22 protein-coding genes and 1 pseudogene are annotated in these 25,020 nt (G+C 63.5%); 9 read left to right on the top strand and 14 right to left on the bottom strand.

Features of this window, described 5'->3' with window-relative positions:
• The first annotated feature begins 60 nt into the window (after positions 1 to 60).
• Positions 61 to 1,173: a cytochrome P450 gene (locus SKC41_RS14525; protein WP_330978894.1), complete on the top strand. Its 1,113-nt coding sequence runs from the start codon at positions 61 to 63 to the stop codon at positions 1,171 to 1,173.
• The gene (locus tag SKC41_RS14520; RefSeq protein ID WP_330978211.1) at positions 1,173 to 1,787 is read left to right on the top strand and encodes an isochorismatase family protein; all 615 of its coding nucleotides are present in this window, start codon (positions 1,173 to 1,175) and stop codon (positions 1,785 to 1,787) included. Before SKC41_RS14525 ends, SKC41_RS14520 begins: the two co-directional genes overlap by 1 nt.
• Here SKC41_RS14520 and SKC41_RS14515 read toward each other — a convergent pair.
• Both SKC41_RS14515 and SKC41_RS14510 read right to left on the bottom strand, forming a co-directional pair.
• A complete protein-coding gene (locus SKC41_RS14515; protein WP_330978210.1) occupies positions 1,778 to 2,389 on the bottom strand; it encodes a TetR/AcrR family transcriptional regulator in 612 nt (203 codons plus the stop codon). The two genes, SKC41_RS14520 and SKC41_RS14515, sit on opposite strands and share 10 nt — an antisense overlap.
• Positions 2,379 to 3,392, bottom strand: coding sequence for a Rieske 2Fe-2S domain-containing protein (locus SKC41_RS14510; protein WP_330978209.1), 1,014 nt, complete (start codon positions 3,390 to 3,392; stop codon positions 2,379 to 2,381). Before SKC41_RS14510 ends, SKC41_RS14515 begins: the two co-directional genes overlap by 11 nt.
• Positions 3,393 to 3,571: 179 nt before the next feature.
• Between SKC41_RS14510 and SKC41_RS14505 the strand changes: the two genes are divergently transcribed.
• The 3 genes from SKC41_RS14505 to SKC41_RS14495 all read left to right on the top strand — a co-directional run bounded on the left by SKC41_RS14505 (position 3,572) and on the right by SKC41_RS14495 (position 6,692).
• Complete coding sequence (locus tag SKC41_RS14505) at positions 3,572 to 4,567, top strand: LLM class flavin-dependent oxidoreductase (RefSeq protein ID WP_330978208.1); 996 nt, start codon at positions 3,572 to 3,574, stop codon at positions 4,565 to 4,567.
• Between the two features lie 75 nt (positions 4,568 to 4,642).
• Entirely contained in the window at positions 4,643 to 5,425 is a 783-nt protein-coding gene (locus SKC41_RS14500; RefSeq protein ID WP_330978207.1) for a FadR/GntR family transcriptional regulator, read from the top strand.
• Between the two features lie 37 nt (positions 5,426 to 5,462).
• Positions 5,463 to 6,692: a CaiB/BaiF CoA transferase family protein gene (locus tag SKC41_RS14495; protein ID WP_330978206.1), complete on the top strand. Its 1,230-nt coding sequence runs from the start codon at positions 5,463 to 5,465 to the stop codon at positions 6,690 to 6,692.
• 50 nt (positions 6,693 to 6,742) lie between these two features.
• Here the strand turns inward: SKC41_RS14495 and SKC41_RS14490 are convergent, their stop codons facing one another.
• The 10 genes from SKC41_RS14490 to SKC41_RS14445 are packed head-to-tail and all read right to left on the bottom strand — an operon-like array spanning position 6,743 to position 17,595.
• Positions 6,743 to 7,510, bottom strand: coding sequence for a hypothetical protein (locus SKC41_RS14490; protein WP_330978205.1), 768 nt, complete (start codon positions 7,508 to 7,510; stop codon positions 6,743 to 6,745).
• Positions 7,507 to 8,250, bottom strand: coding sequence for an Mce protein (locus tag SKC41_RS14485; RefSeq protein WP_330978204.1), 744 nt, complete (start codon positions 8,248 to 8,250; stop codon positions 7,507 to 7,509). Before SKC41_RS14485 ends, SKC41_RS14490 begins: the two co-directional genes overlap by 4 nt.
• On the bottom strand, positions 8,214 to 9,683 hold the full coding sequence (locus SKC41_RS14480) for an MlaD family protein (RefSeq protein ID WP_330978203.1): 1,470 nt from the start codon (positions 9,681 to 9,683) through the stop codon (positions 8,214 to 8,216). The genes SKC41_RS14485 and SKC41_RS14480 overlap by 37 nt, the downstream gene beginning before the upstream one ends.
• 4 nt (positions 9,684 to 9,687) lie before the next feature.
• On the bottom strand, positions 9,688 to 10,815 hold the full coding sequence (locus SKC41_RS14475) for a virulence factor Mce family protein (protein ID WP_330978893.1): 1,128 nt from the start codon (positions 10,813 to 10,815) through the stop codon (positions 9,688 to 9,690).
• A 29-nt stretch (positions 10,816 to 10,844) separates the two neighbouring features.
• Positions 10,845 to 12,173 carry a virulence factor Mce family protein gene (locus tag SKC41_RS14470; protein WP_330978202.1) on the bottom strand — a complete coding sequence of 443 codons (1,329 nt, stop codon included), beginning with the start codon at positions 12,171 to 12,173 and terminating at the stop codon, positions 10,845 to 10,847.
• On the bottom strand, positions 12,170 to 13,465 hold the full coding sequence (locus tag SKC41_RS14465; RefSeq protein WP_330978201.1) for an MCE family protein: 1,296 nt from the start codon (positions 13,463 to 13,465) through the stop codon (positions 12,170 to 12,172). The genes SKC41_RS14470 and SKC41_RS14465 overlap by 4 nt, the downstream gene beginning before the upstream one ends.
• The gene (locus SKC41_RS14460) at positions 13,462 to 14,490 is read right to left on the bottom strand and encodes an MCE family protein (protein ID WP_330978200.1); all 1,029 of its coding nucleotides are present in this window, start codon (positions 14,488 to 14,490) and stop codon (positions 13,462 to 13,464) included. Before SKC41_RS14460 ends, SKC41_RS14465 begins: the two co-directional genes overlap by 4 nt.
• A gap of 44 nt (positions 14,491 to 14,534) precedes the next feature.
• On the bottom strand, positions 14,535 to 16,001 hold the full coding sequence (locus tag SKC41_RS14455; RefSeq protein WP_330978199.1) for an MCE family protein: 1,467 nt from the start codon (positions 15,999 to 16,001) through the stop codon (positions 14,535 to 14,537).
• Positions 16,002 to 16,006: 5 nt separating this feature from the next.
• Positions 16,007 to 16,861 carry an ABC transporter permease gene (locus SKC41_RS14450; RefSeq protein WP_330978198.1) on the bottom strand — a complete coding sequence of 285 codons (855 nt, stop codon included), beginning with the start codon at positions 16,859 to 16,861 and terminating at the stop codon, positions 16,007 to 16,009.
• Positions 16,858 to 17,595 carry an MlaE family ABC transporter permease gene (locus SKC41_RS14445; RefSeq protein WP_330978892.1) on the bottom strand — a complete coding sequence of 246 codons (738 nt, stop codon included), beginning with the start codon at positions 17,593 to 17,595 and terminating at the stop codon, positions 16,858 to 16,860. Before SKC41_RS14445 ends, SKC41_RS14450 begins: the two co-directional genes overlap by 4 nt.
• A 1,396-nt stretch (positions 17,596 to 18,991) precedes the next feature.
• Here SKC41_RS14445 and SKC41_RS14440 point away from each other — a divergent pair.
• Positions 18,992 to 19,621, top strand: coding sequence for a TetR/AcrR family transcriptional regulator (locus SKC41_RS14440; RefSeq protein WP_330978197.1), 630 nt, complete (start codon positions 18,992 to 18,994; stop codon positions 19,619 to 19,621).
• Between the two features lie 363 nt (positions 19,622 to 19,984).
• Positions 19,985 to 20,428, top strand: coding sequence for a lipoprotein LpqH (locus SKC41_RS14435; RefSeq protein ID WP_330978196.1), 444 nt, complete (start codon positions 19,985 to 19,987; stop codon positions 20,426 to 20,428).
• A 52-nt stretch (positions 20,429 to 20,480) separates the two neighbouring features.
• Here the strand turns inward: SKC41_RS14435 and SKC41_RS14430 are convergent, their stop codons facing one another.
• Complete coding sequence (locus tag SKC41_RS14430; RefSeq protein ID WP_330978195.1) at positions 20,481 to 21,143, bottom strand: CAP domain-containing protein; 663 nt, start codon at positions 21,141 to 21,143, stop codon at positions 20,481 to 20,483.
• A gap of 661 nt (positions 21,144 to 21,804) precedes the next feature.
• Positions 21,805 to 22,005, bottom strand: a pseudogene (locus SKC41_RS14425) (aldehyde dehydrogenase family protein); the annotation flags it as partial.
• Positions 22,006 to 23,181: 1,176 nt separating this feature from the next.
• On the opposite strand from SKC41_RS14425, the gene SKC41_RS14420 reads away from it, so the two are divergent.
• Both SKC41_RS14420 and SKC41_RS14415 read left to right on the top strand, forming a co-directional pair.
• Positions 23,182 to 24,423 (top strand): cytochrome P450, encoded by a 1,242-nt coding sequence (locus SKC41_RS14420; RefSeq protein ID WP_330978194.1) that lies wholly within the window; start codon positions 23,182 to 23,184, stop codon positions 24,421 to 24,423.
• Positions 24,423 to 25,016: a TetR/AcrR family transcriptional regulator gene (locus tag SKC41_RS14415; RefSeq protein ID WP_330978891.1), complete on the top strand. Its 594-nt coding sequence runs from the start codon at positions 24,423 to 24,425 to the stop codon at positions 25,014 to 25,016. The genes SKC41_RS14420 and SKC41_RS14415 overlap by 1 nt, the downstream gene beginning before the upstream one ends.
• The last annotated feature ends 4 nt before the right edge of the window (positions 25,017 to 25,020 follow it).

Genomic DNA, 25,020 nt, shown 5'->3' with positions numbered 1-25,020 from the left:
CCCTACGGAGACTATGTGGAAACCCTTGGCGCACCTCGACTCTCCTTCGCCAGCCTGCCGATGACGGCCGACCGCGGGGTGGGATGGAAGGTTCTTCGTGACGCGGGGCGGGTGGTGTGCGTCGACGGGATCTTCTATCTGACCCACCGCGACGATGTGCTGGCCGCGCTGCGTGATCCGGAATTGTTCTCTTCGAAGAAGGCCTTTGACGTGCTCGGCAGCCCGCTGCCGTTGGTGCCGATCTCGTTCGATCCGCCAGAGCACACCCGGTTCCGCAAGATCCTGCAGCCCTTCTTCAGCCCGCACACGCTGAAAGAGATGCTGCCCTCGCTGCAGCAGCAAGCGATTGAGATTGTCGAACGGGTAGCCGCTCAAGATGAATGCGAAGTGGTGGCCGACATTGCGATCCCCTACCCCTCACAGGTGTTTCTAACCTTGTTCGGGCTGCCGCTGGAGGATCGCGACAAGCTCGTCGCGTGGAAAACATCGGTCATCGCCATCTCGGAAGCGCCGTCACTCGAGGATGCCGACCTGACACCGGCGCTCGAATTGGTCACCTACCTCGCCGAGGCGATCAACGCCCGGCGGGCTGACCCCGGGCCAGACATCTTGTCCCAATTGCTGTACGGCGAGGAGCCGCTCGACGACGCTGAGATCATGGGCCTGAGCTTCCTTTTCGTCCTTGCCGGGCTGGACACCGTCACCGCGGCCATGAGTTCGGCCCTGCTGGAGCTCGCCCGCAAACCGGAGCTACGGGCGGCCCTCCGCAACGATCCCGACCAGATCGACGTGTTCGTCGAGGAAATCGTCCGGCTCGAGCCGCCGGCGCCGATGCTGCCCCGGGTGACCACCAGAGAGGTCACCATCGGGGATGTCACGCTGCCCGCCGACACCATGGTGCGGTTGTGTGTCGCCGCGATCAATCGTGACGACAGCGACGAGATCTCGACCAACGACGTGGTAATGGACGGAAAGGTGCACCGGCACTGGGGCTTCGGCGGCGGACCGCACCGCTGCCTGGGGTCGCACCTGGCCCGCTTGGAGCTGCGGTTGATCGTGGGCGAATGGTTGCGTCGCATTCCCGAGTTTTCGGTGAAAGACGGTGAGGAACCGCAGATTGTGTTCCCCGCAAGCACATTTTCACTCGCGCGAGTACCGCTGAAGCTCGGCTGATGGCTCCGACACCATGGGACCCCGAGACCACGGCCGTTGTCTGTGTGGAATGTCAGAACGGCGTACTGGGTCCAGAATCCGTCCTGCCGGCGTTGGCCGCCGATAGTTGTGAACTTGTCTCCAGCGTGGCCCGGCTGCTCGATTCCGCCCGCGAGTTCGGCGCGCGGGTCGTGCATGCGACCTACGAGGGTAACCTCGGCGGGCGGCCGACCGGGACGGCGCGCATCTGGCGGGCACTGGGCCCGGCAACCGCACATTGGGCTCCCGGAACCGCCTCCACCGCAGTACTTCCCGAGCTGCTGGCATCCACAGATCTGGTGTTACCACGCCATCACGGCCTGTTCCCCACGCTCGATTCCGAATTACTGCCCGTGCTCAAGGGCTTGGGTGTGAGCACCATTGTCCTTGCCGGCGTCTCGCTGAACCTGGCCATCACCCACACTGCCGGGCACGTTACGCAGGCCGGTTTCGACCTCGTCGTCCCGCGCGACGCTGTCGGTGGAACCCCCAAGGACTACGCAGAACAGGTGCTGGACAACACTATTGCCGTGTTGGGTCGGCTGACCACCGTCGATAAGCTCATCGACGAATGGACATCGGGCGGTCAGGTCTGACCGTTGACCGTTCGCCACAACATCTCGGTGGCGGCGACGAGCACCGCTTGGCGCGTCATCGACGGGATTTCATTGTGGCGAACCATCAGCCACGAGCGTTCGAGCATCGCCATAATCACCAGCCCGCTAGCCACCGGGTCGAGGTCGGGTGGTGTCGGCGCCATCTTCGCGATGCCCTCACCGAGCGCGGCGGCGGTTCGACGGTGCGAGCGGGCGACTGCGGCCCGGAATTTACGATCGGGAGGCATGTCCTCCGTGGAGCGGATGACGAACGCACCGTTGCGATCCAGGTAGTCGAAGTAGCGGGCAACCCAGGACTCGACATCCTCCCGACTGGGCGGGCTCCCCTGCTCCATGAAACCCTCGACAACCGCCAGCGCTTCGCGGTAGGTATCGGTGCCGAGCTCGATGAAGAGCTCGGTCTTGTCGGAGAAGTAATAGTAGAAGTTCGCCCGGGTGACAGGTGCAAGGTCGGTGATGTCTGAGATGGTGGCGCCCGAAAAGCCCTTGCGCGCGAACGCCGTCCGCGCGGCATCCAGGATCGACTCTCGGGTGCGGTCGGATTTGCGTGTCGGACGCCGGGGCGAGCCCTCAGACGCCATGTGTGACCGGTTCGGCCGGGGCCTGGGGTTCGGGATAGAACCCGTTCGCCCACCGACGCAGCGCGCGAAAGCCGGCCGCCTCCGAGGTCGCCAGGCCCGGCGGTTCGAGGTATTCCTGGTGCTCCCAGATCCGGATGTCGTCGGGCAGGGCGAGTTTCGCCGCGGCCAGGCGCGCCTCGAAATCATCCGAGCCTTCTGACGGTTCCTCGCTGATCCAGTACCCGGCGAAGATGTCGGACCTGGTGTCGTCGACCGGTGTCGCGCAGATCGAGATGACCCGAATTCCGTCGCGGACGTGTTCGCCGTTGTAGCTGAGACCGATTCCCGACCAATAGATCTCGATCGTGTTCATTGTGTCGCCGTCACGGTCCAGGCCGTTGCTCCACCTACGACCGAAGCCAACCTTGGCCGACCAGGTCGAGCTGTCTGTGCTTTCACGCAGCACCACGGGACTGATCGGGGTGCGATGGACGAACTGGAAGTGGTGAGGATCGACGGCGTTCTCGGCGATCACCTGAGGATGCACCTTTACCCGCTCATACCGCGTCCGGCAATCGGCGCCAAAGGGGTGGAACCGCCGCGAGCGGACATGATCTCCGAGCACCGCGAATGCGTCCGGCGCAACCCACAGCGGCTCCCGGCCTGCGCTGTCGTGCCAGATCAAGATCGAGTCGTTGAGCTCCGCGACCGGGTAGGAACGTACTCGGCGGGCCTTGTTGGGCCGGTCCTGGTACGGGATGCGGACATTGCGTCCGGCGCCGTTCCACACCCAGCCGTGAAACGGGCACTGGATGCCGTCTTCGACGACGCACCCACCGTGGGCCAGGCTGGCGCCAAGATGCTGGCAGTGCGCGTCAAGCACCTTCACCACCCCGTCCAGCTGCCGGAAGGCGACCAGGTCCCGGCCGAAGTAGTGCAGCGGGACCACCTCGGCGACGGCGATGTCGGCACTCCAGGCCACCTGAAACCAACCGGTGGGCAGCATGCTCGGCAGGGTTTGCATTGATCCGAACCCCTCCCCACGCGGGACACTTGAACAGCCGTGTCTCGAGGCTACTGATTTTTGACACTTTTGTCTAAAAGAGTCCGCCGGCCGGAGAATTCCCCCGCGGCACCCCATCAGCACGTACAATCACTTGTCTTACTAGGTTAATGATGTGCTGTGGACGAAGGTGAGGACGCATGGACTGGGGTCTGCCGTGGCCCGGGCCCGCGCTGGCAACTCAGGCGGAGACCGCCGGCGCGCAGGCGTTTTGTGCTGGTGAGTTCGCCGACCTCAACGCGTACATCACAGCGACCGAGATGGCCCTCGGCACCTCGCGGGCCCACATCGGCCCGGGAATCGCCTATGCATTCGCCCGGTCCCCATTTGTGCATGCCGCGGCCGTGCGGCATCTCTGGACACTCGCGCCGGGCAGGATCTTCTTGGGACTCGGGTCGGGCACCTCGCGAATGAACAAGGACTGGTTCGGTGTCGACGCCACCCACCCGGCAGCCAGGATGGCCGAATTGATCGAGGCGATCAGGGCGTTCCTGAACGCCGAGAACGGTGAACGCGTTCGATACGAGGGCCGGTTCTACACGATCGACGCCGACATCCGGGCACCCGTGCTCGGCCGCTTGGAGGTACCCATCTTGATCGGCGCCTTCAACAGGATCATGGTGCAGACGGTAGGTCGCAGCGCCGACGGCGTGCTGGGGCACGGCCTGTTCACCGATCGCTGGTGGACGGAACTCGTCGAGCCCGAACTGGCCCGCGGCGCCGAATCACGTGGGCGTGACGCGGCCGAGCTACGCCGCTGGGGCTGGCTGATCACCGCGATCGACAACGACGACCCGGCCCGGGCCGTCCGGGACGCGCGGCTGCAGATCGCCTTCTACTTCACCGTGAAGACCTACGACTCACTCGCCGAACTGCACGGCTGGACAGACGAGGTCGCCCGGATCCGGTCGGCCTTCCGCAGCGGCCATCCGGAAACGATGGCCGACCATGTCCCCGACGATATGCTGTGGTCGATCGCGATCTGCGGCAACGACACACAGGCACGCGAAATGCTGGCGGCTCGCAAACGACTGCCCGACTTAGCATTTGCGTCGCCGCCCAGCTTCCTGGTCGGACGCCGACGACGTGCCGGCTATGGTGCGGCCGCTACGCGCGTTCTTTCGCAACTGCAGTGACGCCAGCCACGGATGCACCGGATGGGCGCCCTACATGGTGTACTGAGTACTACATGTCGAGTTCAGGAGGTCGCGATGGCCAAGCGGGAACCGCTCGCGCCGATGACCACGTCACAGCTTAACGGCGCGGTGCGGTCGCCGAAGACGGCCGAGATCGTGGCGGACACGTTGCGGCGGATGATCGTCGAGGGACAGCTCAAGGACGGCGACTTCCTTCCCTACGAGGCCGAACTCATGGATCACTTCCAGGTCAGCCGGCCATCGCTGCGAGAAGCGGTGCGAGTCTTGGAATCCGACCGTCTCGTTGAGGTGCGGCGCGGCTCACGTACCGGCGCGCGGGTTCGCGTCCCGGGCCCCGAGATCGTCGCGCGTCCGGCGGGCTTCCTGCTCGAGATGGCGGGAACGACGCTCGCGGACGTGATGACGGCACGGATGGGCATTGAACCGTACGCGGCCCGGCTGCTCGCAGAGAATGGCACCGCAGCGGCCCACCGCGAGTTGCGCGAACTCATTGAAGAGATTCCTGCTGCATGGGAGACCGGCACACTGGCGGCAGCCTCGACCGCATTGCATCGTCGGCTAGTCGAACTGTCGGGCAACGCGACGCTGACCGTGATCGTCGGCATGCTGCACGAAATCTTCGAAAAGCACATGACCGCAGCATTTCTCAGCGTTCAGAACGTCGTGCCCAAGGCTAAGTACACCAAGCTCATGCGGTCCTACACCCGACTCGCCGACTTGGTGGCCGCTCGGGACGGCGCTGAGGCCGAGGCGCATTGGCGGCGACACATGGAGAACGCCAGCGCTGAGCTGCTCAAGGGCTACGAAAAGACGAAGGTCCGAGACATCATGCACTGAGTGGGCCGCGTGCCCACCCTCACTTGAAGGACGTCTGATGCGTAAACCGCTCACCGGAGTTCGCGTGCTGGAGGTCGCCCAGTTCACCTTTGTTCCTGCGGCCGGCGCGGTGCTCGCCGACTGGGGCGCCGACGTGGTGAAGATCGAGCATCCTGTCACCGGCGACGCCCAGCGCGGCTTGGTCAAGGTCTTGGGCGCCGCAGCAACCGTACCCGGATCGTCGTTCGCGCCGATCATGGAGGCGCCCAACCGCGGAAAGCGCAGTGTTGGTCTGGCCCTGGACAATTCGGAGGCGCGTCCGCTGCTCGACGAACTGATCCGGCGGAGCGACGTATTCCTGACGAACTACCTGCCGTCGACGCGGAAGAAGCTGTCGATCGACCTCGACGACGTCCGCCGAATCAACCCCGCCATCATCTATGTCGTCGGCAGCGGCTTCGGACTGAAAGGGCCCGACCGGGAGGCCGGGGCCTATGACGCGACGGCGTTCTGGGCCCGTGGTGGCAGCGCCGACGGCCTCACGTCGCCCGATGCCACTCACAGCCCGTTCATGCCCGCCGGGGCTTACGGGGACAACATCGGCGGCATCACCATCGCCGGCGCCGTGGCGGCGGCACTCTACGGCAGACAGGCCACCGGGGAACCGTCCGTGCTCGACGTCTCGCTCTTGGCGGTGGGCGCTTGGACAACCCAGTTCAACGTGAACATGGCAATGCTGATGGGCGGCCCGCTGCCGAAGGTAGAACGCCGAACCCAGGCCCCGGGCAACCCGCTTACCGGCGCTTATCGGACGTCGGACGGAAGGTTCGTCCAGTTGTCAATGTTGCAGCCGACGCGGTACTGGCCGGAGTTCTGCCGGCTGATGGATCTGCACGACGTCGCTGAAGATCCCCGGTTCACAACGCTCGAGGCGATGGCCGAACACAGCGAAATCGCTCAACAAATCGTTGCGGACGCGATCGGCAGATTGAGTTTCGCTGAATGCCAAGCCGTGCTGCGCAGGGGCAGAGGGCAGTGGGCCCCGGTTCAGGACGCCTGGGAAATCGCCAATGACGAAGCACTGACCGCCAACGGTCGCATCGCCGAAATCGTCGATGCCGAAGGTCATCCGCAGAAGTTGGTTTCCAGCCCGGTGCAGTTCGACGACGATCCAGCCAGCCTGACCAGAGCACCGCAATTCGCGGAGCACACGGACGCGATACTGCGCGAACTGGGCGTCGATGACGATCGCCTCATCGAACTCAAGATCGCCGGGGCGATCACGTGACCTCGGCGCCATGAGAAAACGTCAAGATTTCCCAGTGCGCCTTGCCGGCCTTAGATCGGGTCGAACGATGAGATCAGCCAGCGGTTGCCAACCTTGTCCATAGTCACTCGGACGGTGGATGCGGTGTCGGTGGGCGCATCGTTGCCCACGGTAACCGTCTGGTCGACGTACACGAGTGCGACCGCGTGATTTGGTGTTGCCGACACTGAGGCGGCACCAGGAACGGTGGCAATCGCCGCGATGTGGTCCTTCTTGGCGCCGGGTATCACCACGTCGCGGACCAGGTCTGAATAGGAATCCCTGAACTTACCGGTCAACCGGTCGCGGGCGGCTCCGAGATCCTTGTCGACGCTGTCAGGCTGGTAGGACAATATCGCAACGGTAGATTCTTTGGCCGCTGCGACCGACTCGATGCCGGCGGACCCCGAGCTGCGGACCCAGTTGTCTTGCCACTTGAGGTAGCCGGCGCCCACCGCTATCAGCAACGCCAGTATGGGCAGCACCCCGAAGACCAATACCCGGGACCATGCAATACTGCGCGGTTGTGTCGGGGGCGCAACGTCTTTCGCGTCCTCGGCTTCAGTGCCCTCGCCCTCGGAGGACGCCTCCTGTGCCTCGTCTTTTGTTCCGTTCGTGTCTTGCGCGTCACCGGTCGCCTCGAGTTGGTTCGGTGCGCCTTCGGCCGGTTCGGTCGTCTCCTCGACGGCGATGGCGCTGGCTTGCTCAGTGGCGGAATCGATGTCAACCGGCACAGCGGTGGTGCCCTTTCTGGCTCGTGGACTCAGTAATCGGTGCTTGCCGAGCTGGAAGTTACTCATAGCACGAAGGCGACGTTGGAGACTTTCGCGTCGTTTCCGAGCTTTTGCACGGTGATTCGCATTCTCCAATGCCGCAGATCCTGTTCTGCTGCACCAACATTCGACGTCTTTACCGACACAGCGACCAGCACTTGGGCTTCGTTGGCCGACTGCGACTCCACACCCGCCTCGATGATTGTTCCTACCGACTTCGACTGTGCCTTCTTGACGACGTCGATGAAGGGTTTCGATCGATTGGAGAAGTCGTCGTAGAAAGTGCCTGTCGCGGAGTCCAGGATGCGCTGTATGTCAGCATCGACGTGCTGCCAGTCGATCGTCGTCAAGTTCAGCGCCCCTTGCCGCGCGACCTGGATCAGGACCTCGCGCTGTTGATGGGCCTGGTGTGACTGATAAATCCTAAAACCGAACCAACCACCCAGAGCGCCCAGTGAGACTATTGCGACCACCCCCCACACCGCGGCCAGCCGTACGGATGACATCCGCTTCTTCAGCGGCGCAGCCTCTTCCGAGGCATCGTCGACTTCGTCATCGACCGCCGCGTCGTCGTCATTGGCTTCCTCGACCAGTCCTTCCGCGGCGGGCTCCAAATCGGGGCCCGCGTCGGCCTCCTGCCCTTTCGGGGTGGCGAGGTTGGTCGAACCCGGCGAACCCTGGTCGGTGTCACCGGACAATGCGGGGGTTGTTTCCGTCCGTCCCATATCGCTCAATTCCTCTTGGGAGGCAGCATCATGCTCTGCCATGTTTGCTCCTTCGTAGTTCCGTGGGCCAGGTCAGCTTGGCTGTACATACGCCCGTCCGGTCCCACGTACATACCGGTTGCCGGGTCGTATTGGACGGCGGCGATCGGGGGTGGTGCCGGACCCGGCGGCGATGGTGGTGCGGACTTCCCGGGTGGCTCATCACCTGGGCGCAGCTGAGGCACATCCTGGCCGCTGTACGTCGCGTTCGGATCGCCCTTCCAGGCAAAGCCGTCGTTCAGGGGGACGTAGGTCTCGTCGCTTTCGCACATCTTGACCGTCGGCGCGCGCTTGCCGGGTCGAGTCTCACACGGCAGATTGCGCGCCCCGCGCACGTTGATCATCGAGTCTTGCGGTATCCGGCAGTAAAGGTCGCCTTTAGGCGGATCTGGGTAGTCCTCGAAGCTGGCGGCCCGCTGCTGCTGGACAGGTAGGAATCCCGTGACGCAGGGCGGCGGCCAGTTGAGGTTCAAGTTGAAGCTGAGGTAGCCGCCCAAGTAAGGCTGTTTGGTATTCCTATTGGGCACGCCGGTCGCTTGGACGTCGGCGGCTCCCTGCGGCAGCTCCACCAAGACGGCTTCCAGGTTGTCGCGGTAGGTGACTCCCACCTGCCCAACGCTGACCAGATTCGCCAGCACGATCGGCAACGTGGGGTTCAACCGGTCGAACAGTTGTTGGGCCTCCGCGGCCGCGGGGCCGCCTTTGTGGAGCACGCCCGCGACCGCGGAGTCGTTGTCTCGAAGCTGCGAGGTAATGGCTGCCAGGTGGGCCGCCCACGCCTGCACCGCGTCCGATGACTGGGACTGGCTGTCCAAGACGGGCTTGGACTCGTCGATCAAAGCGACCAGCGAGTCAAGGTTCTTGCGAGCGTCGATCGCCAGATTGGTCGTCCCTTTGACCAGCCGGGACAGTTCGGGGCCGAGCCCGCCGACGGCGACATAGGATTCGTCGACCACCGTTTTGAGGTTGTCGCGCGGGATCGCGGTCAACCCGCGATTGGTTGCCTGCAGCAGCGAGTTCAGGTTGGGCGGGACGTAAGTGCGGTCCACAGGGATCACGTCGCCGTTTCGCAGCGCCGGCCCGTCCCCCGCGCGCGGCAGCAGTTCGACATATTGCTCGCCGACCGCGGAAACGCTGTGTACCTGGGCGGTGAGGTCGGCGGGGATGTGGACATCGGAATCCATCTGCAGCACCGCCTCGGCGCCACTATTCGTTAAGCGCACGTCTCGTACCCGACCCACCTCGACTCCTCGGTAGGTGACGTTGCCCCCCGGGTAAAGGCCGCCTCCGTCGGGCAGCTGCACCGTGACCGTGTAACGGTCGACCCCGAAGAACGCGGTCGGCACGTCCATGTAGTCGAAGAACATGACGGCGCCGGCGACCACGCTGACAACCGCGAACACCAGCAGCTGGATTTTGATTCGCCTAGTGAGCATGTTGTCAGCGCCCCTGATCGAAGTGATACGGGACAACCAGGGGGTTGCCGGGGTTGTACGGACCGCCCGCGGTGCATGGGCTGGGCATCTGGCCGATGGTGCGGCCCCACTGCAACTCAAGCTCGGTCAGATTGCACTCGAACCGGGTACCGGTGAAGAACGAAGCGTCCAGCCGGCTCAGCGTCAGGTCGATGACCGCCGTCAGGTTGGCATAGTCGCCGCGCATCCATTTGCTGAGTGTGCCCGTGGGGAACGGGAAGGTTCCGTAGAAATCCAGCGCACGGGTCAGCGCCGGCCCGGCATCCGCCAGTGACTGCAGCACCGGGCCCAGGTCCTTGAGCTCTTTGACCAGATTTTCCTTGGTCTTGTTGACCGAGTCAGCGGCTAGCGCGCCGAATCTGCTCAGGTCACCGAGAGCGTTGGCCAGCGCGTTTCGCTCGTCTTTCAACACGGTCAAGGCGTTCGGGATGGTCTTTAACGCCTTGTCGATCACCGGTTTCTGGTCGGCGAATTGACCAACGAGGTTGTTGAGGCTCTCGGTTGCGGCGATGATGTCACCTTTTTGGTCATCGAGGTAGCCGACGAACTTGTCGAGCTGCCCAAGCAGGCTTCGCAGATCTGCCTCACGGCCGGTGAAGGCGGTACTCAAAGACTTCGTGATGTCCTGGATCTGCCCCAGGCCCCCGCCGTTGAGCACCAGCGAAACCGCGGCCAGCGTCCGTTCGGTAGACGGATAGGTGTCGGACGACAACAGCGGGATCAACGATCCGTTTTTGAGCTTGCCTTCGGGCGCGACCCCGGTGGGGGGCGCTAGTTCGACGTGCACCGAACCCAGCAAGCTGGTCTGCCCGACCGTGGCGGTCGCGTTGGCCGGCAGGTCGACGTCACCGCTGATCGTCATGGTGACCAGTGCGTGCCAACCCTGAAGCTCGATGTTGCTCACCGTGCCGACGGTGACGTCATTGACCCGGACTCGAGAATTCCGTTCCAGATTTTGGACGTCGGGCATCTGCGCTTGGATCGTGTACGACCCGTGGCCACTCCCGCTGGTTCCCGGCAACGGAAACGAATTCGCGCCGCGGAACCCGCAACCCGAAAGCGCGGTCGCAACAAGCACCCCCACCAGCCCCATGGCTGCGCGAGACCAGCGCCGTGATCGACTCACTGTCCACCTCCCGAAGGCACCATCAGTCCGCGCAGGCCGTCGGCCGGATTGGTCGACACCGGTGCGACGGCCGCCGGCGGGGACGGCGGAACATCCGGCGGGCCGTTGGGCTGAGGTGGCGGAGCGCCGGGGGCGGGCACCGCCGGCTGGGGGGGAACATAGTCGGGCCGCAGCCAGTCCTCGCTGTAGGTAATTTCGTTGGGACGGGCTGTGGTTCCAACGAAGAGATTCTCGCCTAGCGGCGGGAAGTTGTATTGACGGTTCTTGAAGATCGGTGCCAGATATTGCACGCAGAGCTTCGCGGACTCTTTGGCGCCGCGGCGCGAGGCCGCCTGAATCGCGGCGCACAGGAACTGGATTGGGTTGGCGAATTGGTTCACTCCCAACGCTCCGGTCAGCGCGCCCTGCGCCGGTTGGTAGATGTTCAGGAAGTTCTGGAATGCGGTCGGGGCCACATGCAGAATTTGCTTGACATCGTCGAGGCTTGCGTTCAGCGCCTGGGACACCGAAGCCAGCCTGTCGGAGGTGGTACCCAGCGTCTCGCGGTTGTCGGCCACAAAGTTTCGGACGTCGTCGGCCACGTCGTCGAGGTCGCGAACCGCGTTTCCGACCTCGTTGGGGTCGTTGGCTAACAGGTTGGTCACCGCGGCCAGATTCTGGTTCAGTTGTCGCAACAGATCGCTGCTGTCACGCAGCGCTGAGACCAGAATCGACAGGTTCTTCAAGGTGCTGAACAGGTCGCTGCTGTGGTCACCGATCGCCGAAATCGCCTGTGACAACTTGATGAGGGTGTCTCGGATATCCGGGCCCTGACCGCGCAAATTGTCGGCGGCGGTATTGATGAATGCCCCCAGGGTGCTGGTGCCGCCCGGCTTGGTGGGCTGCAGACTCTGCGTCAGCTTCTCGAGCTGCTGGCGCAAGTCGTCGTATTCCACCGGAACCGCGGTTCGTTCCTGTGGGATCACCGCCCCGGCCGCCATCACCGCCCCGCCGGTGTAGGCGGGCGTCAACTGGATGGATCGCGGCGTCACGAGCGACGGTGACAGGATCACGGCTTTGGCGTCGGCGGGCACTCGGTATTTCGCGTCGTACCAGAAGGTGATCTTGACGCGGCTCGGCTGCGGTTCGATCTTCTCGACCTTGCCGACGCGCACACCGAGAATCACGACGTCGTCGCCGTTGTAAAGGCCGGTGCTATCCGCGAAATATCCGGTGACAGTGGTACGTCCGCTGCCACCAGCGGTCCGCACCACCGTGGCGATCCCGCCTACCAGCAGCACCGCCAGTGCGACAGCCAAGCCGATCTTGACGTTACGTGAATTCACCGTCCGCCACCTTCACCTGGCTGGTCTGGGGGCGCGATCGCGGGCGCCGGCGGCCCTGGCGGCGGGCCGCCAGGTGGCGGGGCCGGTGGTGGCTCCCTGTACGGGTAGCAGCCAGGACCGGGCAGGGCCACACCCGGCACACCGCACGGATGATCGCCGGGGTTACCGGTGATGGCGTCCGGGATGGTCATGCGCGGTTCCCCGCCCTGGCCGGTCCGCGGGAACGGTATCGGTAGCGGCGGCGTCGCCGGCTGGCCGACCTCCGGATCGGCGCGCTGCGTGGGCAGGAGCACGTTCGGATCCAGACCAAGATCGGAGAATGCCGCATCGATGAACGGCTGCACGAACTGACCGGGCAGCAGGTTGGCAACATAGGCTTCGTAGAACGGCGCGGACGACACCGTTTCACCCAGCCGCAACGAGAAGCTGTTCAGCCCGCTGAGCGCCTTCTGCACGCGTTCTTTGCGGTTGTCGACAATGCTCAATACCTCGTTGAGCTTGTCCAGCGCCGGCTTGAGGGTGTTGCGGTTCTCGGCGACGAAGCCCTTCACCTGCTGGGCGACCGCGGAGAGATTGTTGGAGATCTGGTCCAACGAGCTGCTTTGGCTTTTCAGTTGCACCAACAGCGCATTGGTCTTGGCGACCAGGTTCACGATCTCGTCGCTGCGCTCGCCCAACACCTTCGTCGCTTTATTAGCGTTACCCAACAGGTCTCGCAGCTGGCTATCCCGTTCGTCTAGTGACTTCGAGAACCGAGCCAAGCCCTGCACCGCGGCCCTGAGATCGGGCGGAGTATCCGAGAATGTGTCGGCCAGCACGGCGAGCGAGTTGGACAGCTGATCGGTCTTCAACCCGCTGATGGTGGTGGTCAGATCTCCCAGCGCGTCGGGCAATTGGTAGGCCGGCCTGGTCCGATCGAGGGGTATCGGGCCACTCAGCTGCCCGTCTCCTCGCGGGGTGACGGCAAGGAGCTTTGTGCCGAGCACTGTCTTCAGTTTGATTGCCGCCTCGGTGCGGTCACCGAGGTGGACGCCGCCGTCGACGTGGAACTTGACCAGCACCCGCGGTCCGTCCAGCTCGACACTCGAGACTTGACCGACCCGGAAACCCGACACCTGAACGGCGCTACCAGGCACCAGGCCGCCGGCCTCGGCGAAATATGCGGAGTAGGTCCGACCGGTCTGGAAGAACGGCAGCTTGTCGTAGTTCAACGCTAGCAACATGACAGCAAAGGTGATGCCGAGGCCAATGGCGCCGATGGTGAGCGGGTTGCGTTCCGAGAAGGTTTTCATCGCGGCGTGCACCTTCCGGTGGCCTGGCCGGCGACCTTGATATACACGGGTTGGCCGCCTTTGCCATTGACCTTCAGAATGGCGTCACACAGGTAGAAGCTGAACCAGTCGCCGGTCAGGCCCTGCCTGTTGAGGATTTTGAACGCGTCAGGCCAGTTGTTGAGGTAGTTGTCGAAGAATTCACGATCGGCCAACACGGTGCCGGCGGTCCGGTCCGTCTCCCCCACAACCTTTTTCAGCGGCGGGCGCGCCTGCGCCAGCAGGTCGGCGATCGACCCGGCGGCGGCGTTGGCGTATGCCACCCCGTTGCTGATGTCCTGTTTACGGGCTTCGAGGCCCGTCACGAGTTCGGATAGCGAGTCGACGGCCTTGGCGAACTGCTTGCTCTGGCCACCGAGTGAACCGAGCAGAGTGTTCAGGTTGGTGATGACCTGGCCGATCAGTTGATCGCGGTCGGCCAGCGTGTTGGTCAGGGCCGCGGCTTGGGTGAGAAACGAGCCGATCGTGCCGCCCTGACCCTGGAAAGCCGCGATCAGTTGACCGGTCAGCTTGTTGACCTGGTCGGGGTCCAAAGCGCGGAACAAGGGCCGGAACCCACCGATCAACGCATCGAGGTCGAGCGCCGGCTCGGTGCGGCTCAGCGGAATGGTCGCGCCCGGAAACAGTCTCTTTACCGCCCCGGCACCCTCTTCGAGTGCCATGTATCTGCCCCCGATGAGGTCGGCGAAGCGGATGGCGGCCCTCGCGCCTTCGGTCAGCACCACGGAGTCGGCGACAGTGAACTCGACGAGCACGGTGGAATCCGGCTGAATGGAGATGTTCTTGACCTTGCCAACCTCGACACCGGCGATGCGGACGAAGTTGCCGCCCTCTAGCCCGGACACATTCGCGAACACAGCCTTATAGGTCTTCTCCGATTCAAAGCGGAGCTGGCCGAAGACGGCGACCAACGCGAACGCGCCCAACAAGCACACGACCAAGTAGATGGCGAGACGCCACGTGGCGCCTACCAAATTCTCTCGCATATCTGCCTTCCTCTGTGGCTTCTGCTACCGGTCGCCTTCGGCCGTCAAGGCGCAGGCGCAGCCGGTGGTAGCGGTCCGCACGGCTGGTTGAGGAGTCCGCACGTTGCTTGAACCCCGGACGGCACTGAGGGCACGAACGGTTCGGAGCCTGCCGGCGCAGGGCCGGTTTCTCGTGGCCTGCCCGGCGGAGGGGCCGGCGGCAGGCCGGGATACAGCGGGGTTCCGTCCGAGGCGTAGAGCTGCGCACCGTAGGGCGGTGCCCCTGGATACGGGATAGGGCCCGGCGCCGGGTCCGACGGATGGCGGATGCTGGGCGGTTGAGGCGTCCCCCTGGTGACGGGGAAGTAGTTGGTGTAGCCGGGGAAGCCGATGCCGGGGTTGGGTCGCACATCCATTCCGGTGCCCCATCCGGAATCGGTGACCAGGTAGCGCTGCGGCCAATTCTTAGCGACGTCGGGCAGAGATCCGCATCCCGGCTCGCCGCCTGGGCCGCCCTTGATGTCGTTGACCGGTAGGTTTTGTGGGTACCGGTATGCGTCCTTGCCGAGCAGCAACCCGACGTCCAAGATCTCGGAGTATCCGTTCGAGCCCCCTGAAGAAGCTACGGCGCCGAAATCGAGGGCGTTTTTCCCACCGACCAGCGTGCAGGTCAGTTCCGGGTTGTACTTCATCAACAGGCGCGTGGTGGACTCGAGCAAGTTGATGCCGTGCACGAGGTTGTCCCTATTCGGGCCGATCAGATTGACACCGCCGCGGGCAAGGCCGCTGACGTTGAGCAGCAAAGAGTCCAGTTGTTTTGCGCTATCGGTGACCGTGACGCTCGTCGTGCTGGCGGCGTCCAGCACACGCACGATGTTTGCGGCGGCCGCGCTGTAGGTGTCGCTGAACCCTTGGAGGGCGCGGTAGTCGGCACGGATCGTCTCGCTGCGCGGATTGATAGCCAGCAGAACCTGGTTGAGGTCGGTGGTGGCCTCACCGATCGCTTCACCATTGCCGCGGAATCCTTCGGCCAGCGCGGTGAGGACCGCATTCAGTTTGGGGACGTCAACCTGATTGAGCAGCGCAACGAGGTTCTGGAACACGGTGTTCACTTCGACGCTCACATTGCGCGACTTCACCACCGCTCCCGCCGCCAGCCGTTGTGCGGTTGGGTGGGCGGGGGTAAGCAGGTCCACGTATTTGGCCCCGAAGGCAGTTGGCGCGGTGATCTCGGCGGTGACGTTAGCGGGGATGTAGTTGAGCTGCTCCGGGTACAGCTCCAGCTGCAGTTTCACCGGATCCCCTGACTGGATTGACGCGACCCTGCCGACCTGGACGCCGCGCAGCTTGACTTTGGCTCCGGGTTCCATGACCAGCCCCGCCCGGTCAGACGTCAGCGTCACCCGCGCATAGGGCCTGAAATCCCTGTTGAACGCACCCACCGTCAGCACGACCAGCGCGCAGATGGAGGTCAGAAGAATGAAGGTCCAGATCGCCGGGTGCAGACCGGCCTCGCGCCGTTTGCTCTTCATCGCCGCTACCCGGATAGGTGGAAGTCGCCGGACACACCGTAGGCAGCCAGTGCCACCGCCAACGTCACCGCGACCGCCACGATCAGTGACGTGCGCACGGCACGACCGACCGCTTCACCAACGCCGGCCGGGCCGCCGGAGGCGTTGAAGCCGTAGTACGTGTGCACCAGCATGATCGTTACGGCGGAGGCGATGACTTGCAGCAACGACCAGATGAGGTCGGTGGGCTGCAGGTAAGTATTGAAGTAGTGGTCATACACGCCGGGCGGTTGGTCGTAGACGAAGATGACAAGCCCTCGTGTAGCCATAAACCCGGCCAGCGCAGCCACGCACCACAGCGGAACGACGACGATGACGCCCGCCACTATCCGGGTCGAGACCAGGTAGGTGATCGTTTGGACACCCATCACCTCGAGCGCGTCGATCTCCTCGTTGATCCGCATGGCGCCCAGTTGCGCTGTGGCGCCGGCGCCGATTGTGGCCGCCAAGCCGATATCGGCGATCAGTGGCGAGCTGATACGCGTGTTGATGTAAGCGGAGGCGAAACCGCTCAACGCCTGCACCCCGACATCGGATAGCGATCGGTAGAGCTGGATGCCAACGAGTCCACCGGTTGACATCGTCAAGGTGGCGACGATGACCACGGTGCCCCCGATGATGGCCAACGCCCCGACGCCCAGACTCATGTTGGCGATCAGGCGCAGCGTCTCCGCTTTGTACCGGACGCAGGCCTCCCACACGAAGCCAAGGGCTTTGACGTAGAACGCGGTCTGGCTTCCGAGGCGGTTCCATCCGTCGACAAAACCGCGGACTCGATTCGTCAGCTGCGGCAGCCGGCGCGCCGCCGGGATCGCGGTCACAACGTCGCCTGGGCGGTAATCGCGGTCAGCACCACGTTGATCACGAACAACGCCATGAACGTGTACACCACGGTCTCGTTCACCGCGTTGCCGACGCCTTGCGGACCGCCGCCCACGGTGATGCCTTTGTAGCACGCAATGAGGCCCGCGATGAGACCGAACAGCATCGCCTTGGCGAAAGCGATGAGCACGTCGGTCAGCCCGACGAGCAGCGTGAGGCTGGCCGTGTACGAGCCGGGATTGATGTGCTGAAAGTAGACGGAGAATAAGTATTCGGTCACCAGGCCGACGATGGTGATGATGGCGTTCAACACCAGCCCGTTGAGCCCCAATGCCAGCACCCTGGGCACCAGAAGCCGTTGCACCGGGTTGATTCCCATCACTCGCATGGCGTCGACTTCTTCGCGGATGGTGCGAGCGCCCAGGTCGGCACACATGGCGGTCGCGCCAGTACCGGCGACTACCAACACCGCCGTGATGGGCCCGAGGTAAACCACGGCGGCTAGCGCAGAGCCGGTTCCCGAGGCGTCGGCGGCGCCGATTTCGACGAGCAGGACGTTAATGATGAAGACGGCGAGTGCGTTGAACGGGATCGCTAAGAAGACGGCCGGGGCGGCCGACACCCGAGCCACGAACCACGCCTGATGGATGAACTCACGCCAGGCAAAGGGCGGACGGACCATCTGCGCCGCGATGTCGAGCGACAGCGCGAAGAAGCTGCCGACCTCGCGCAGCGGCTTGGTTGCGGAATCAGCCCACGGGCGAGTCCCCGTGAACGCCTCGACCCACGCCGGTGCGCCACTAGCGGCCCGAATGGGCTCTGTGTCCGTCTCCACCACTAGTGCACCCGTTGGTGTCTAAACTCAGCCCGCATTAAAACGATGAATCCTCCCCGGCAACGGAAAGACAACCCGCTGCCTACTAATGTGTGGCCCACAGCACAGCGGGACGCTACACCATGACATTGTCACACGGCAACAAGGAAGCGCCTACTACTAACGACGCAACCCAATGGACGTCTGGGCAAGTATCCCGATTTGCTGTGCGGTCCGACAATTCTGGCTTCGATGTCGCAATCTCGTCGCCCTGAGCGAGCTCGCGGCCAGCCGCGGCGGACCTCGCTTGGGAACGCCTCCCACCCCAATACCGTGCACGTATCGACCGGTATCAACCTGCCGGCCAGGCAGAAAACTGCGGAGGGTCACTACTTTCCGGATCCATTTCAGTACGACTGAGGTGTCGGCAGCATGTTTGCTGGGAGCCTTAACAGTATTTCAACTATTAAACTGGCATTAATGTCGGTATTGAATAGCGCCATTGTGAGCCGATTATGTCCGACCGACGTCGGGCTAGTTTAATAACCGACGTGCAATAAGTATGTTTCGCGAAGACATTGGTCAAAATTGGGTTGTACTTGTTGCGCAGAGCGGCAGATTAAGAAATCCAGAGATCCAACGTAAATCAGACCGAATGGGTGATGACGTATGCCTACAGTGCCATCCCGACGTCCCGGTTCCGGCGGGCGGAGTCCAGCACGGACCCAGCAGCCGCTAGATCGCGCCGAAGGCGCGACGACGCGGTGAACAGCGGTTATGCGCCGGGCACAAGTCCGACTACCGGGCATCCGTCCGTCGGGCCGCAAACGCCAACCTCATACCGGGCGCTCTGGACAACTGCCGCCCCTTTACGCCCGGGCGGTTAATCCCCGCCGCGGTGAGGCAGCCGGCCGGCCTTATTGCGTCGAGCCCGGCGGTGATTCCGCGAACAGGAAAGATGCCCGCCGGTAGTTCGCCTAGTAAATTATCTATCTATATATCGGATTTGATAATTATCGTTTTGGGATGCATTGCCGCAAAATCTCCTGGGCGCTGAACCGCGGTGGGTCACCACGCGATGCTCGATGATTGCTACTGGTTAACTGGCGGATATAACGTCGCTGGTATCCACGCGACCTGCTCGTGCCAGAGCTGAGGAGCACGGAGCGGCGGCGCCTTCAACAGGCGTCAGCGTGGCGGTGCCGCGGTCGAGTCTGGGAGCCGCACCGTCCGCCACGGACTCCAACTGCCGACTGGCAGCTGGCCGTGTCAATGACACGCCAACTCCATGCCGCGAAGACCGTAGTGTGCTGTTGTGGACCCTGATGCCGGAGTAACTCGCGCGAAATCGGGGGCCGCCGACTCACCTGCGGACGAGGACGAGGCGCGCGAACGCTTGTTGACCGCGGCCGATGCCTGCTACGCCGAGAAGGGGCCGGTGCGTACCCGCATGGGTGATATCGCCCGGCGCGCGGGTGTGCACCGGTCGACGGTGTACTACCACTTCCCGAGTAAGGACGCTCTGTTGGCGGCCTCCTTTGTGCGAGTCCTGGGCGCCACGTTGCAAGCCGTCGAGCAATGCTGGCAGACTGACGAACCTTTTCTGGCTCAGCTCGTCGCAGCGTGTCTGCGGGGGATCGAAATCGCGCGCAGCTCAACGATACTGCGCTCACTAGTCGAAGACCGCCAGGCCCTTGGCGCCGCCTACCATGCCGCCGAAGGCTCGGAGTTATGGAAAGCCAGACTCGCCGACGCGCTCGTGCGGCGCCTCGAGACTGCTGCCGCCGCCGGCGAGATTCGCCGCGATCTTCGGGCCGACACCCTCGCGCGCTGGATTGTCCGTATTAGCTTCAGCCTTATCGCCGAACCCGCCACGCCTGAAGACGGTGGTGACGAGGGCGTGTTGCGCAATCTTCTCGTCGCGTCGCTACGGGTTCGCCAATAGCCACGTCGGCTACGTCGACTCACAACGGTGGCGGCCGGCCGTCAACGCCTGCCACGACCCTTGCCGTCCGACGTCACCAGGATGACGACGTTATCGTGTTGCATCACCACGCCGAAAGGCGTGATACAACAGTAAGATCCACGAAGCTTGCGCGGTCGACCGATGACCGGCATCGCCGACGTCTTAGGCGAGCACGTCCGGGATCGACCCCGACCTAACGGTGTTCTTAAGCCAATGCATTGCAATATCCGGCGACCACGGCACAAAGTTCGGGTACCGTTGATTCGACCAAGCCAAAAGCTCGCCGGGTGATACGCGCAGCGCGGGATCGGCACAGGTGGCCAAATGAGGCGAGGTGCGCTCGTGCACAAGCGGTTCCAGAACACATCCGCAGCTGTTGTTGTAGCAACAAGCATCAGCGCATGCTCGTCGTCACCAGGCGCAACTGCACCTCAGCCGGGAACGCTGCCCGCCGGAACCGCGCAGGTGATGATCAACGATCAGGCCCTTCCGATGACCCATGCGGTGACATGCATGCCGGCTGGACCGTTAACAATGATCACTACCGGTGACACCGCCGCAGGCACGAACGCCATTGTCTCCAACCAAAATTCGCTCACTGCCAAGGCAGTCAACATCACCGATCTGGGCGGATTCACCGGCAGTTACACGCACGACCTCGACGGCAAAGCCGAAGTCACCATGAATGGTTACACGTATACCATCCGTGGGAGCGCCGAAGGCTTCGACACCAAGAACCCGAGCATGCGGGCCGCCGGCACATTCACGATAAAGGTCGCGTGTTAGGACTCCCAGCTAACTCCTCAGATCTGGGCATCAACGGCGGCCGGCCCCCACGCTATTCCGGAGGGTGGGCCGGCGGTGGGTACACGCCCCTCAGGATCCAGGGCAACCAGTTGAGACCGAATTCGAGTTCGTCGCTCGCGTCATAGTCCGGGCTGGGGTCGAGCGGAATGTTCTGCCCCTCGGTGCTCGCGGGCGCTGCCCCCCCGACCCCTTGGGGCTGCCCGTAAACCGCCACCACAACAGTGCGATCCGGACTGTTTTCCGACCACACCCCCATTTGGCTGTGGGCGCAGTTGGACATGATGTTGAAATAGGCTGGGTCGTGGTACCACCGGTTGATCAAGTCGTTACCGCTGATTGCGATTGATTGATTGATCGCCACCGTTTCGGCCACCGGACCATGGAAGCCGGCCGCATCGGCACGGTCTTGTGGCGTGGACCCGTCTGAGCCGATATCACCGGCGAGCGCGCGGCTTTTCAGCAGATCCTCGGTGTGCCGCTGCGCAGCGCGTTGCAGCTGTTGACTGATCCTAACGTCGTTGGTGCAGCCCGCTTGATGCTGCACGGTGAAGACGTTGGCGACGACCCCGTCGTTGAGTCGCTTATTGTTCGGGATGAGCGTGTTGTTGTCGCCATCCGCATGCGCGACTGGACTTCCCAGGAGGACAGCGGCGGCAACCACCGAGGCAGGCACGGGCAGTGGCCGATAGTGCATGTCCGAACTCCTCCTTGTTAGCCGCGAGGTGGCAGTGCGGGGCGGCGTACTTCGTGCGAGCAGAGCACAGCCTCGGCGGGGACCGCGCACTCGGATTTGGCATCGCCAAAACGGCGGCCCGGTGCCGTCCCTACAGCCGATATCATTGCGGCGCAAGACGAGCCCAGCATGGACGTAGGCTACCCACGGCGCAGCTGTGACGTCCAGTGATTTATTAAAATAGTTAGATGTTATCTAGCGGCACCTGGCCGCGATTGACCCAGCTGCTTTGGTAGTCAAGCCGTCGGCAGCGGAGTTTCGACCGCACTGGCCAACCCCGGCTTCACACCGTCCCACACCCTGACGATTACGTCCGGGTTAGCCGAATAGCCTGCAGCGGCGAGGTTGGTGACGACCTATCTTGCGGGCATCGACGCGGTCGGCGCATCGGTCGCGATCGGCGCCAGACTGGCGGGCGCCGCGGACGACCTAACTCCGGGGTGACGTCGTCAACCGGACTCCTGGGCCTTGGCGTCCATCAGCCACGCTGGTGCGCTCCGGCAGGGGCGGCTGGCGGCCGCGGACAAGTTGGCCGGGGCGAGCTTCGTTGGGCACGTCATGCTTATGTTGGAGTGTGAAGCTGCTGGGACGTTGGCAAAGTGGTTGCCCATCAAGGGCTCGCCTATTTCATGGTCGGGATGCTGAACTCGGCACCGTCCTTGATGCCCGATGGCCAGCGCTGGGTGACGGTCTTGACCTTTGTGTAGAACTGGATCGACGCGGGCCCGTGTTGGTTGAGATCGCCGAAGCCGGACCGCTTCCAACCGCCAAAGGTGTGATAGGCCACCGGAACCGGGATCGGCACGTTGACACCGACCATGCCGAAAATATCGAACTCTCGGTGTACGAGGCTTGGGTGAAGCGAGAGGCACCCGCGTCGGACTCGCTGCGCGGCTGGGCGAGTCTCGCCCAGACCCTATGGCACTTACCGGCTTCGGGTCGTAGCGCCAAGGGGTAGTTCGGACAACCAGGATCTTCTGCTCGGCGGTGGATCGATGGGCGAGCTCGCGCCCGACGAGGCCCAGCACGGTGGTTTTCCCACTCCCCAGCTGCCAGACAGCCCGATCGCGACCGGGTCCAAGGTCACATCGAGCAGCGCGTCCGTGACGGTGTGAGCGACCGCGTCAAATGACAACAGATCATCTTCGGCAGGATCATCGGACCACAGGGATAGAGCAGCCGGGATGCTCATAACCGTGAAGGCTCCTTGCTGGTGTTGTGTCGCACCGATGCGGATTGGAGAATCGTCTGGCTACCCGCCCGAGGAGCGGGATGTGCCTCTCCTACTGTGTGGGATAAACGCTGCGGCAAATGGCTTGAAAAGCCTACGCCGCCATTCGCGTGAGGGTATGCGATTGGTCTAGACCGTCGTCGGCACCATGGGCAACGGCGAGCGTCACAGGAGTAACGGAAATGACTGGCTAGCTGCTGTGCATTCGTACTGCTGTGTCAACAAGATGGCAACCCCAGAGCGGGTCCACGAAGCGGTATCCACGGAGCTTTCACGCCGGTTGTTGCACTGGCCCACATAATTCCAGCCGAGTGCAACCCGGCGCTCGACGTTCAGGCCCAATCACCCTCACGTGCAACAGCTCTCACGACTCGCCAACGAGCGGAATCATGCGACACGTGGGCACAATCTCCAATCCGACGAGTTACGACCGACGCGTTCATGGATAACCGCTGATATCCATGAGCTGCACCGTCGTGAGATATGTCACCATGCCGTCTCCGCTCGACGGAACCATCAACGCCCTTGGTACACAAAGAACTTCACCATTCCGGCGGCTTAAGGCCGAGAGTGGTTGGGCACCGTCAAAGTGACGCTAACGCTTAGAGCCACTAACCAGATTCTCATCTTTATGGCGGATCCGCCATTTCGACGTCACGAAGATGAGAATTCCGCCATGTTGGATGAGAACCTACAATTGCGGCTGGCCGCACATTCGACGACCAGCCGATGGTTGACATATACCGCGTGATGTCGTACGAATAAGACATGACTGCGGTTATGTCTCACAATCCGCCGGTCGCGTTCCAGCTCGCGAGCGCCGACACCTGGCCGAATCCCTGGCCGATGTACGGCGCGCTGCGCGACCACGACCCGGTGCATCACGTGGTGCCCCCGAAGCATCCCGAGCAGGACTACTACGTGTTGTCCCGGCACGCCGACGTCTGGTCGGCAGCCCGCGACCACGAGACGTTCTCCTCTGCGCAGGGCCTGACCGTCAACTACGACGACCTGGAACTGATTGGCCTGAAAGACAATCCGCCGTTTGTGATGCAGGATCCCCCGCTGCACACCGAATTTCGCAAACTGGTGGCACGCGGCTTCACCCCGCGGCAGGTCGAGGCGGTGGAGCCGAAGGTCCGCGAGTTCGTCGTCGAGCGCATCGAGAAGCTGCGCGAAAGTGGCGGCGGCGATATCGTGACCGAGCTGTTCAAACCGCTGCCGTCAATGGTGGTCGCGCACTATCTCGGTGTGCCCGAGGAAGATTGGGCACAGTTCGATGGCTGGACCCAGGCCATCGTCGCCGCCAACACCGCCGCTGGCGGCATCTCCGAAGCACTGGGAACCGTCGGTGACGCGGTCGGGTCGATGATGGCGTACTTCACCGGACTGGTCGAGCGACGGCGGACCGAGCCCGAGGATGACACCATTTCTCACCTGGTCGCCGCCGGGGTCGGTGCCGACGGTGACATCACCGGGACACTGTCGATCCTGGCGTTCACCTTCACGATGGTCACCGGCGGCAACGACACCGTGACGGGGATGCTCGGTGGCTCAATGCCATTACTGCACGAACATCCCGATCAGCGTCGGCTGCTGATCGACAACCCGGATCGCATCCCCGACGCGGTCGAGGAGCTGCTGCGGTTGACCTCACCCGCACAGGGCCTGGCGCGCACCGTCACCCGCGACGTCACCATTGGCGACACCACCATCCCGGCCGGTCGCAGGGTGCTGCTGCTGTATGGGTCGGCCAACCGCGACGAACGCCAATACGGCCCGGACGCCGGTGAACTCGACGTCGCCCGCTGCCCGCGCAACATCCTGACGTTCAGCCACGGTGCCCACCACTGCCTTGGTGCGGCCGCGGCGCGGATGCAGTCCCGGGTGGCGCTGCGCGAGCTGCTGGCCCGCTGCCCGGATTTCGAGGTCGACGAGTCCGCCATCGTATGGGCCGGCGGCAGTTACGTCCGGCGTCCGTTGTCGGTGCCGATCACGTTGGGGTCGTGATGGCCGGCTCCACGCCAGGCAATGACTGGCTTGCCTTGCGCCGCAACGAAGTAGCGGCCGACCGGATACTCGATGCGGCTGAGGAGCTCTACACTGAGCGCGACCAGGATTCCATCGGCATGAACGAAATAGCCAGGGCCGCGGGCTGTTCGCGCGCAACGTTGTACCGGTACTTCGAGAATCGCGAAGCGCTGCGGACCGCCTACGTGCACCGGGAGACACGCCGGCTCGGCCGAGAGATCAACGCGCAGATCGGTGGCATCGACGATCCGCGCGAACGGCTGATCGCCGGTATCACCGCCACATTGCGAATGGTGCGCGAAAGCCGGGCATTGGCATCCTGGTTCGCCATCACCCGCCCACCGCTCGGGGGCGAGCTGGCCGGGCAATCCGAAGTAATTACCGCCCTGGCAACGGCATTCGTCAACTCCCTTGGTCCCGAAGACCCCGACGCCGTGCAACGCCGGGCTCGTTGGATGGTGCGAGTGCTCACGTCATTGTTGATGTACCCGGGCGACGACGAAGCCGACGAGAAGACCATGATCGAGGAATTCGTCGTGCCTATTGTCAGCCCGGTCAGCACACGCGGCTAGGACC

This window comes from Mycobacterium sp. 050128 (assembly GCF_036409155.1).
Taxonomy (GTDB): Bacteria; Actinomycetota; Actinomycetes; order Mycobacteriales; family Mycobacteriaceae; genus Mycobacterium.
Note: the sequence above shows the minus strand (reverse complement) of the source record. Positions and strands in the feature narration are given on the sequence as shown.

Excerpts from the sequence above, each read along its gene's own strand:
- SKC41_RS14525 (WP_330978894.1), top strand. The coding sequence starts at position 61 with ATGACGGCCGACCGCGGGGTGGGATGGAAGGTTCTTCGTGACGCGGGG.
- SKC41_RS14520 (WP_330978211.1), top strand. The coding sequence starts at position 1,173 with ATGGCTCCGACACCATGGGACCCCGAGACCACGGCCGTTGTCTGTGTG.
- SKC41_RS14515 (WP_330978210.1), bottom strand. The coding sequence starts at position 2,389 with ATGGCGTCTGAGGGCTCGCCCCGGCGTCCGACACGCAAATCCGACCGC.
- SKC41_RS14510 (WP_330978209.1), bottom strand. The coding sequence starts at position 3,392 with ATGCAAACCCTGCCGAGCATGCTGCCCACCGGTTGGTTTCAGGTGGCC.
- SKC41_RS14505 (WP_330978208.1), top strand. The coding sequence starts at position 3,572 with ATGGACTGGGGTCTGCCGTGGCCCGGGCCCGCGCTGGCAACTCAGGCG.
- SKC41_RS14500 (WP_330978207.1), top strand. The coding sequence starts at position 4,643 with ATGGCCAAGCGGGAACCGCTCGCGCCGATGACCACGTCACAGCTTAAC.
- SKC41_RS14495 (WP_330978206.1), top strand. The coding sequence starts at position 5,463 with ATGCGTAAACCGCTCACCGGAGTTCGCGTGCTGGAGGTCGCCCAGTTC.
- SKC41_RS14490 (WP_330978205.1), bottom strand. The coding sequence starts at position 7,510 with ATGAGTAACTTCCAGCTCGGCAAGCACCGATTACTGAGTCCACGAGCC.
- SKC41_RS14485 (WP_330978204.1), bottom strand. The coding sequence starts at position 8,250 with ATGGCAGAGCATGATGCTGCCTCCCAAGAGGAATTGAGCGATATGGGA.
- SKC41_RS14480 (WP_330978203.1), bottom strand. The coding sequence starts at position 9,683 with ATGCTCACTAGGCGAATCAAAATCCAGCTGCTGGTGTTCGCGGTTGTC.
- SKC41_RS14475 (WP_330978893.1), bottom strand. The coding sequence starts at position 10,815 with ATGGGGCTGGTGGGGGTGCTTGTTGCGACCGCGCTTTCGGGTTGCGGG.
- SKC41_RS14465 (WP_330978201.1), bottom strand. The coding sequence starts at position 13,465 with ATGAAAACCTTCTCGGAACGCAACCCGCTCACCATCGGCGCCATTGGC.
- SKC41_RS14460 (WP_330978200.1), bottom strand. The coding sequence starts at position 14,490 with ATGCGAGAGAATTTGGTAGGCGCCACGTGGCGTCTCGCCATCTACTTG.
- SKC41_RS14455 (WP_330978199.1), bottom strand. The coding sequence starts at position 16,001 with ATGAAGAGCAAACGGCGCGAGGCCGGTCTGCACCCGGCGATCTGGACC.
- SKC41_RS14430 (WP_330978195.1), bottom strand. The coding sequence starts at position 21,143 with ATGCACTATCGGCCACTGCCCGTGCCTGCCTCGGTGGTTGCCGCCGCT.
- SKC41_RS14420 (WP_330978194.1), top strand. The coding sequence starts at position 23,182 with ATGACTGCGGTTATGTCTCACAATCCGCCGGTCGCGTTCCAGCTCGCG.
- SKC41_RS14415 (WP_330978891.1), top strand. The coding sequence starts at position 24,423 with ATGGCCGGCTCCACGCCAGGCAATGACTGGCTTGCCTTGCGCCGCAAC.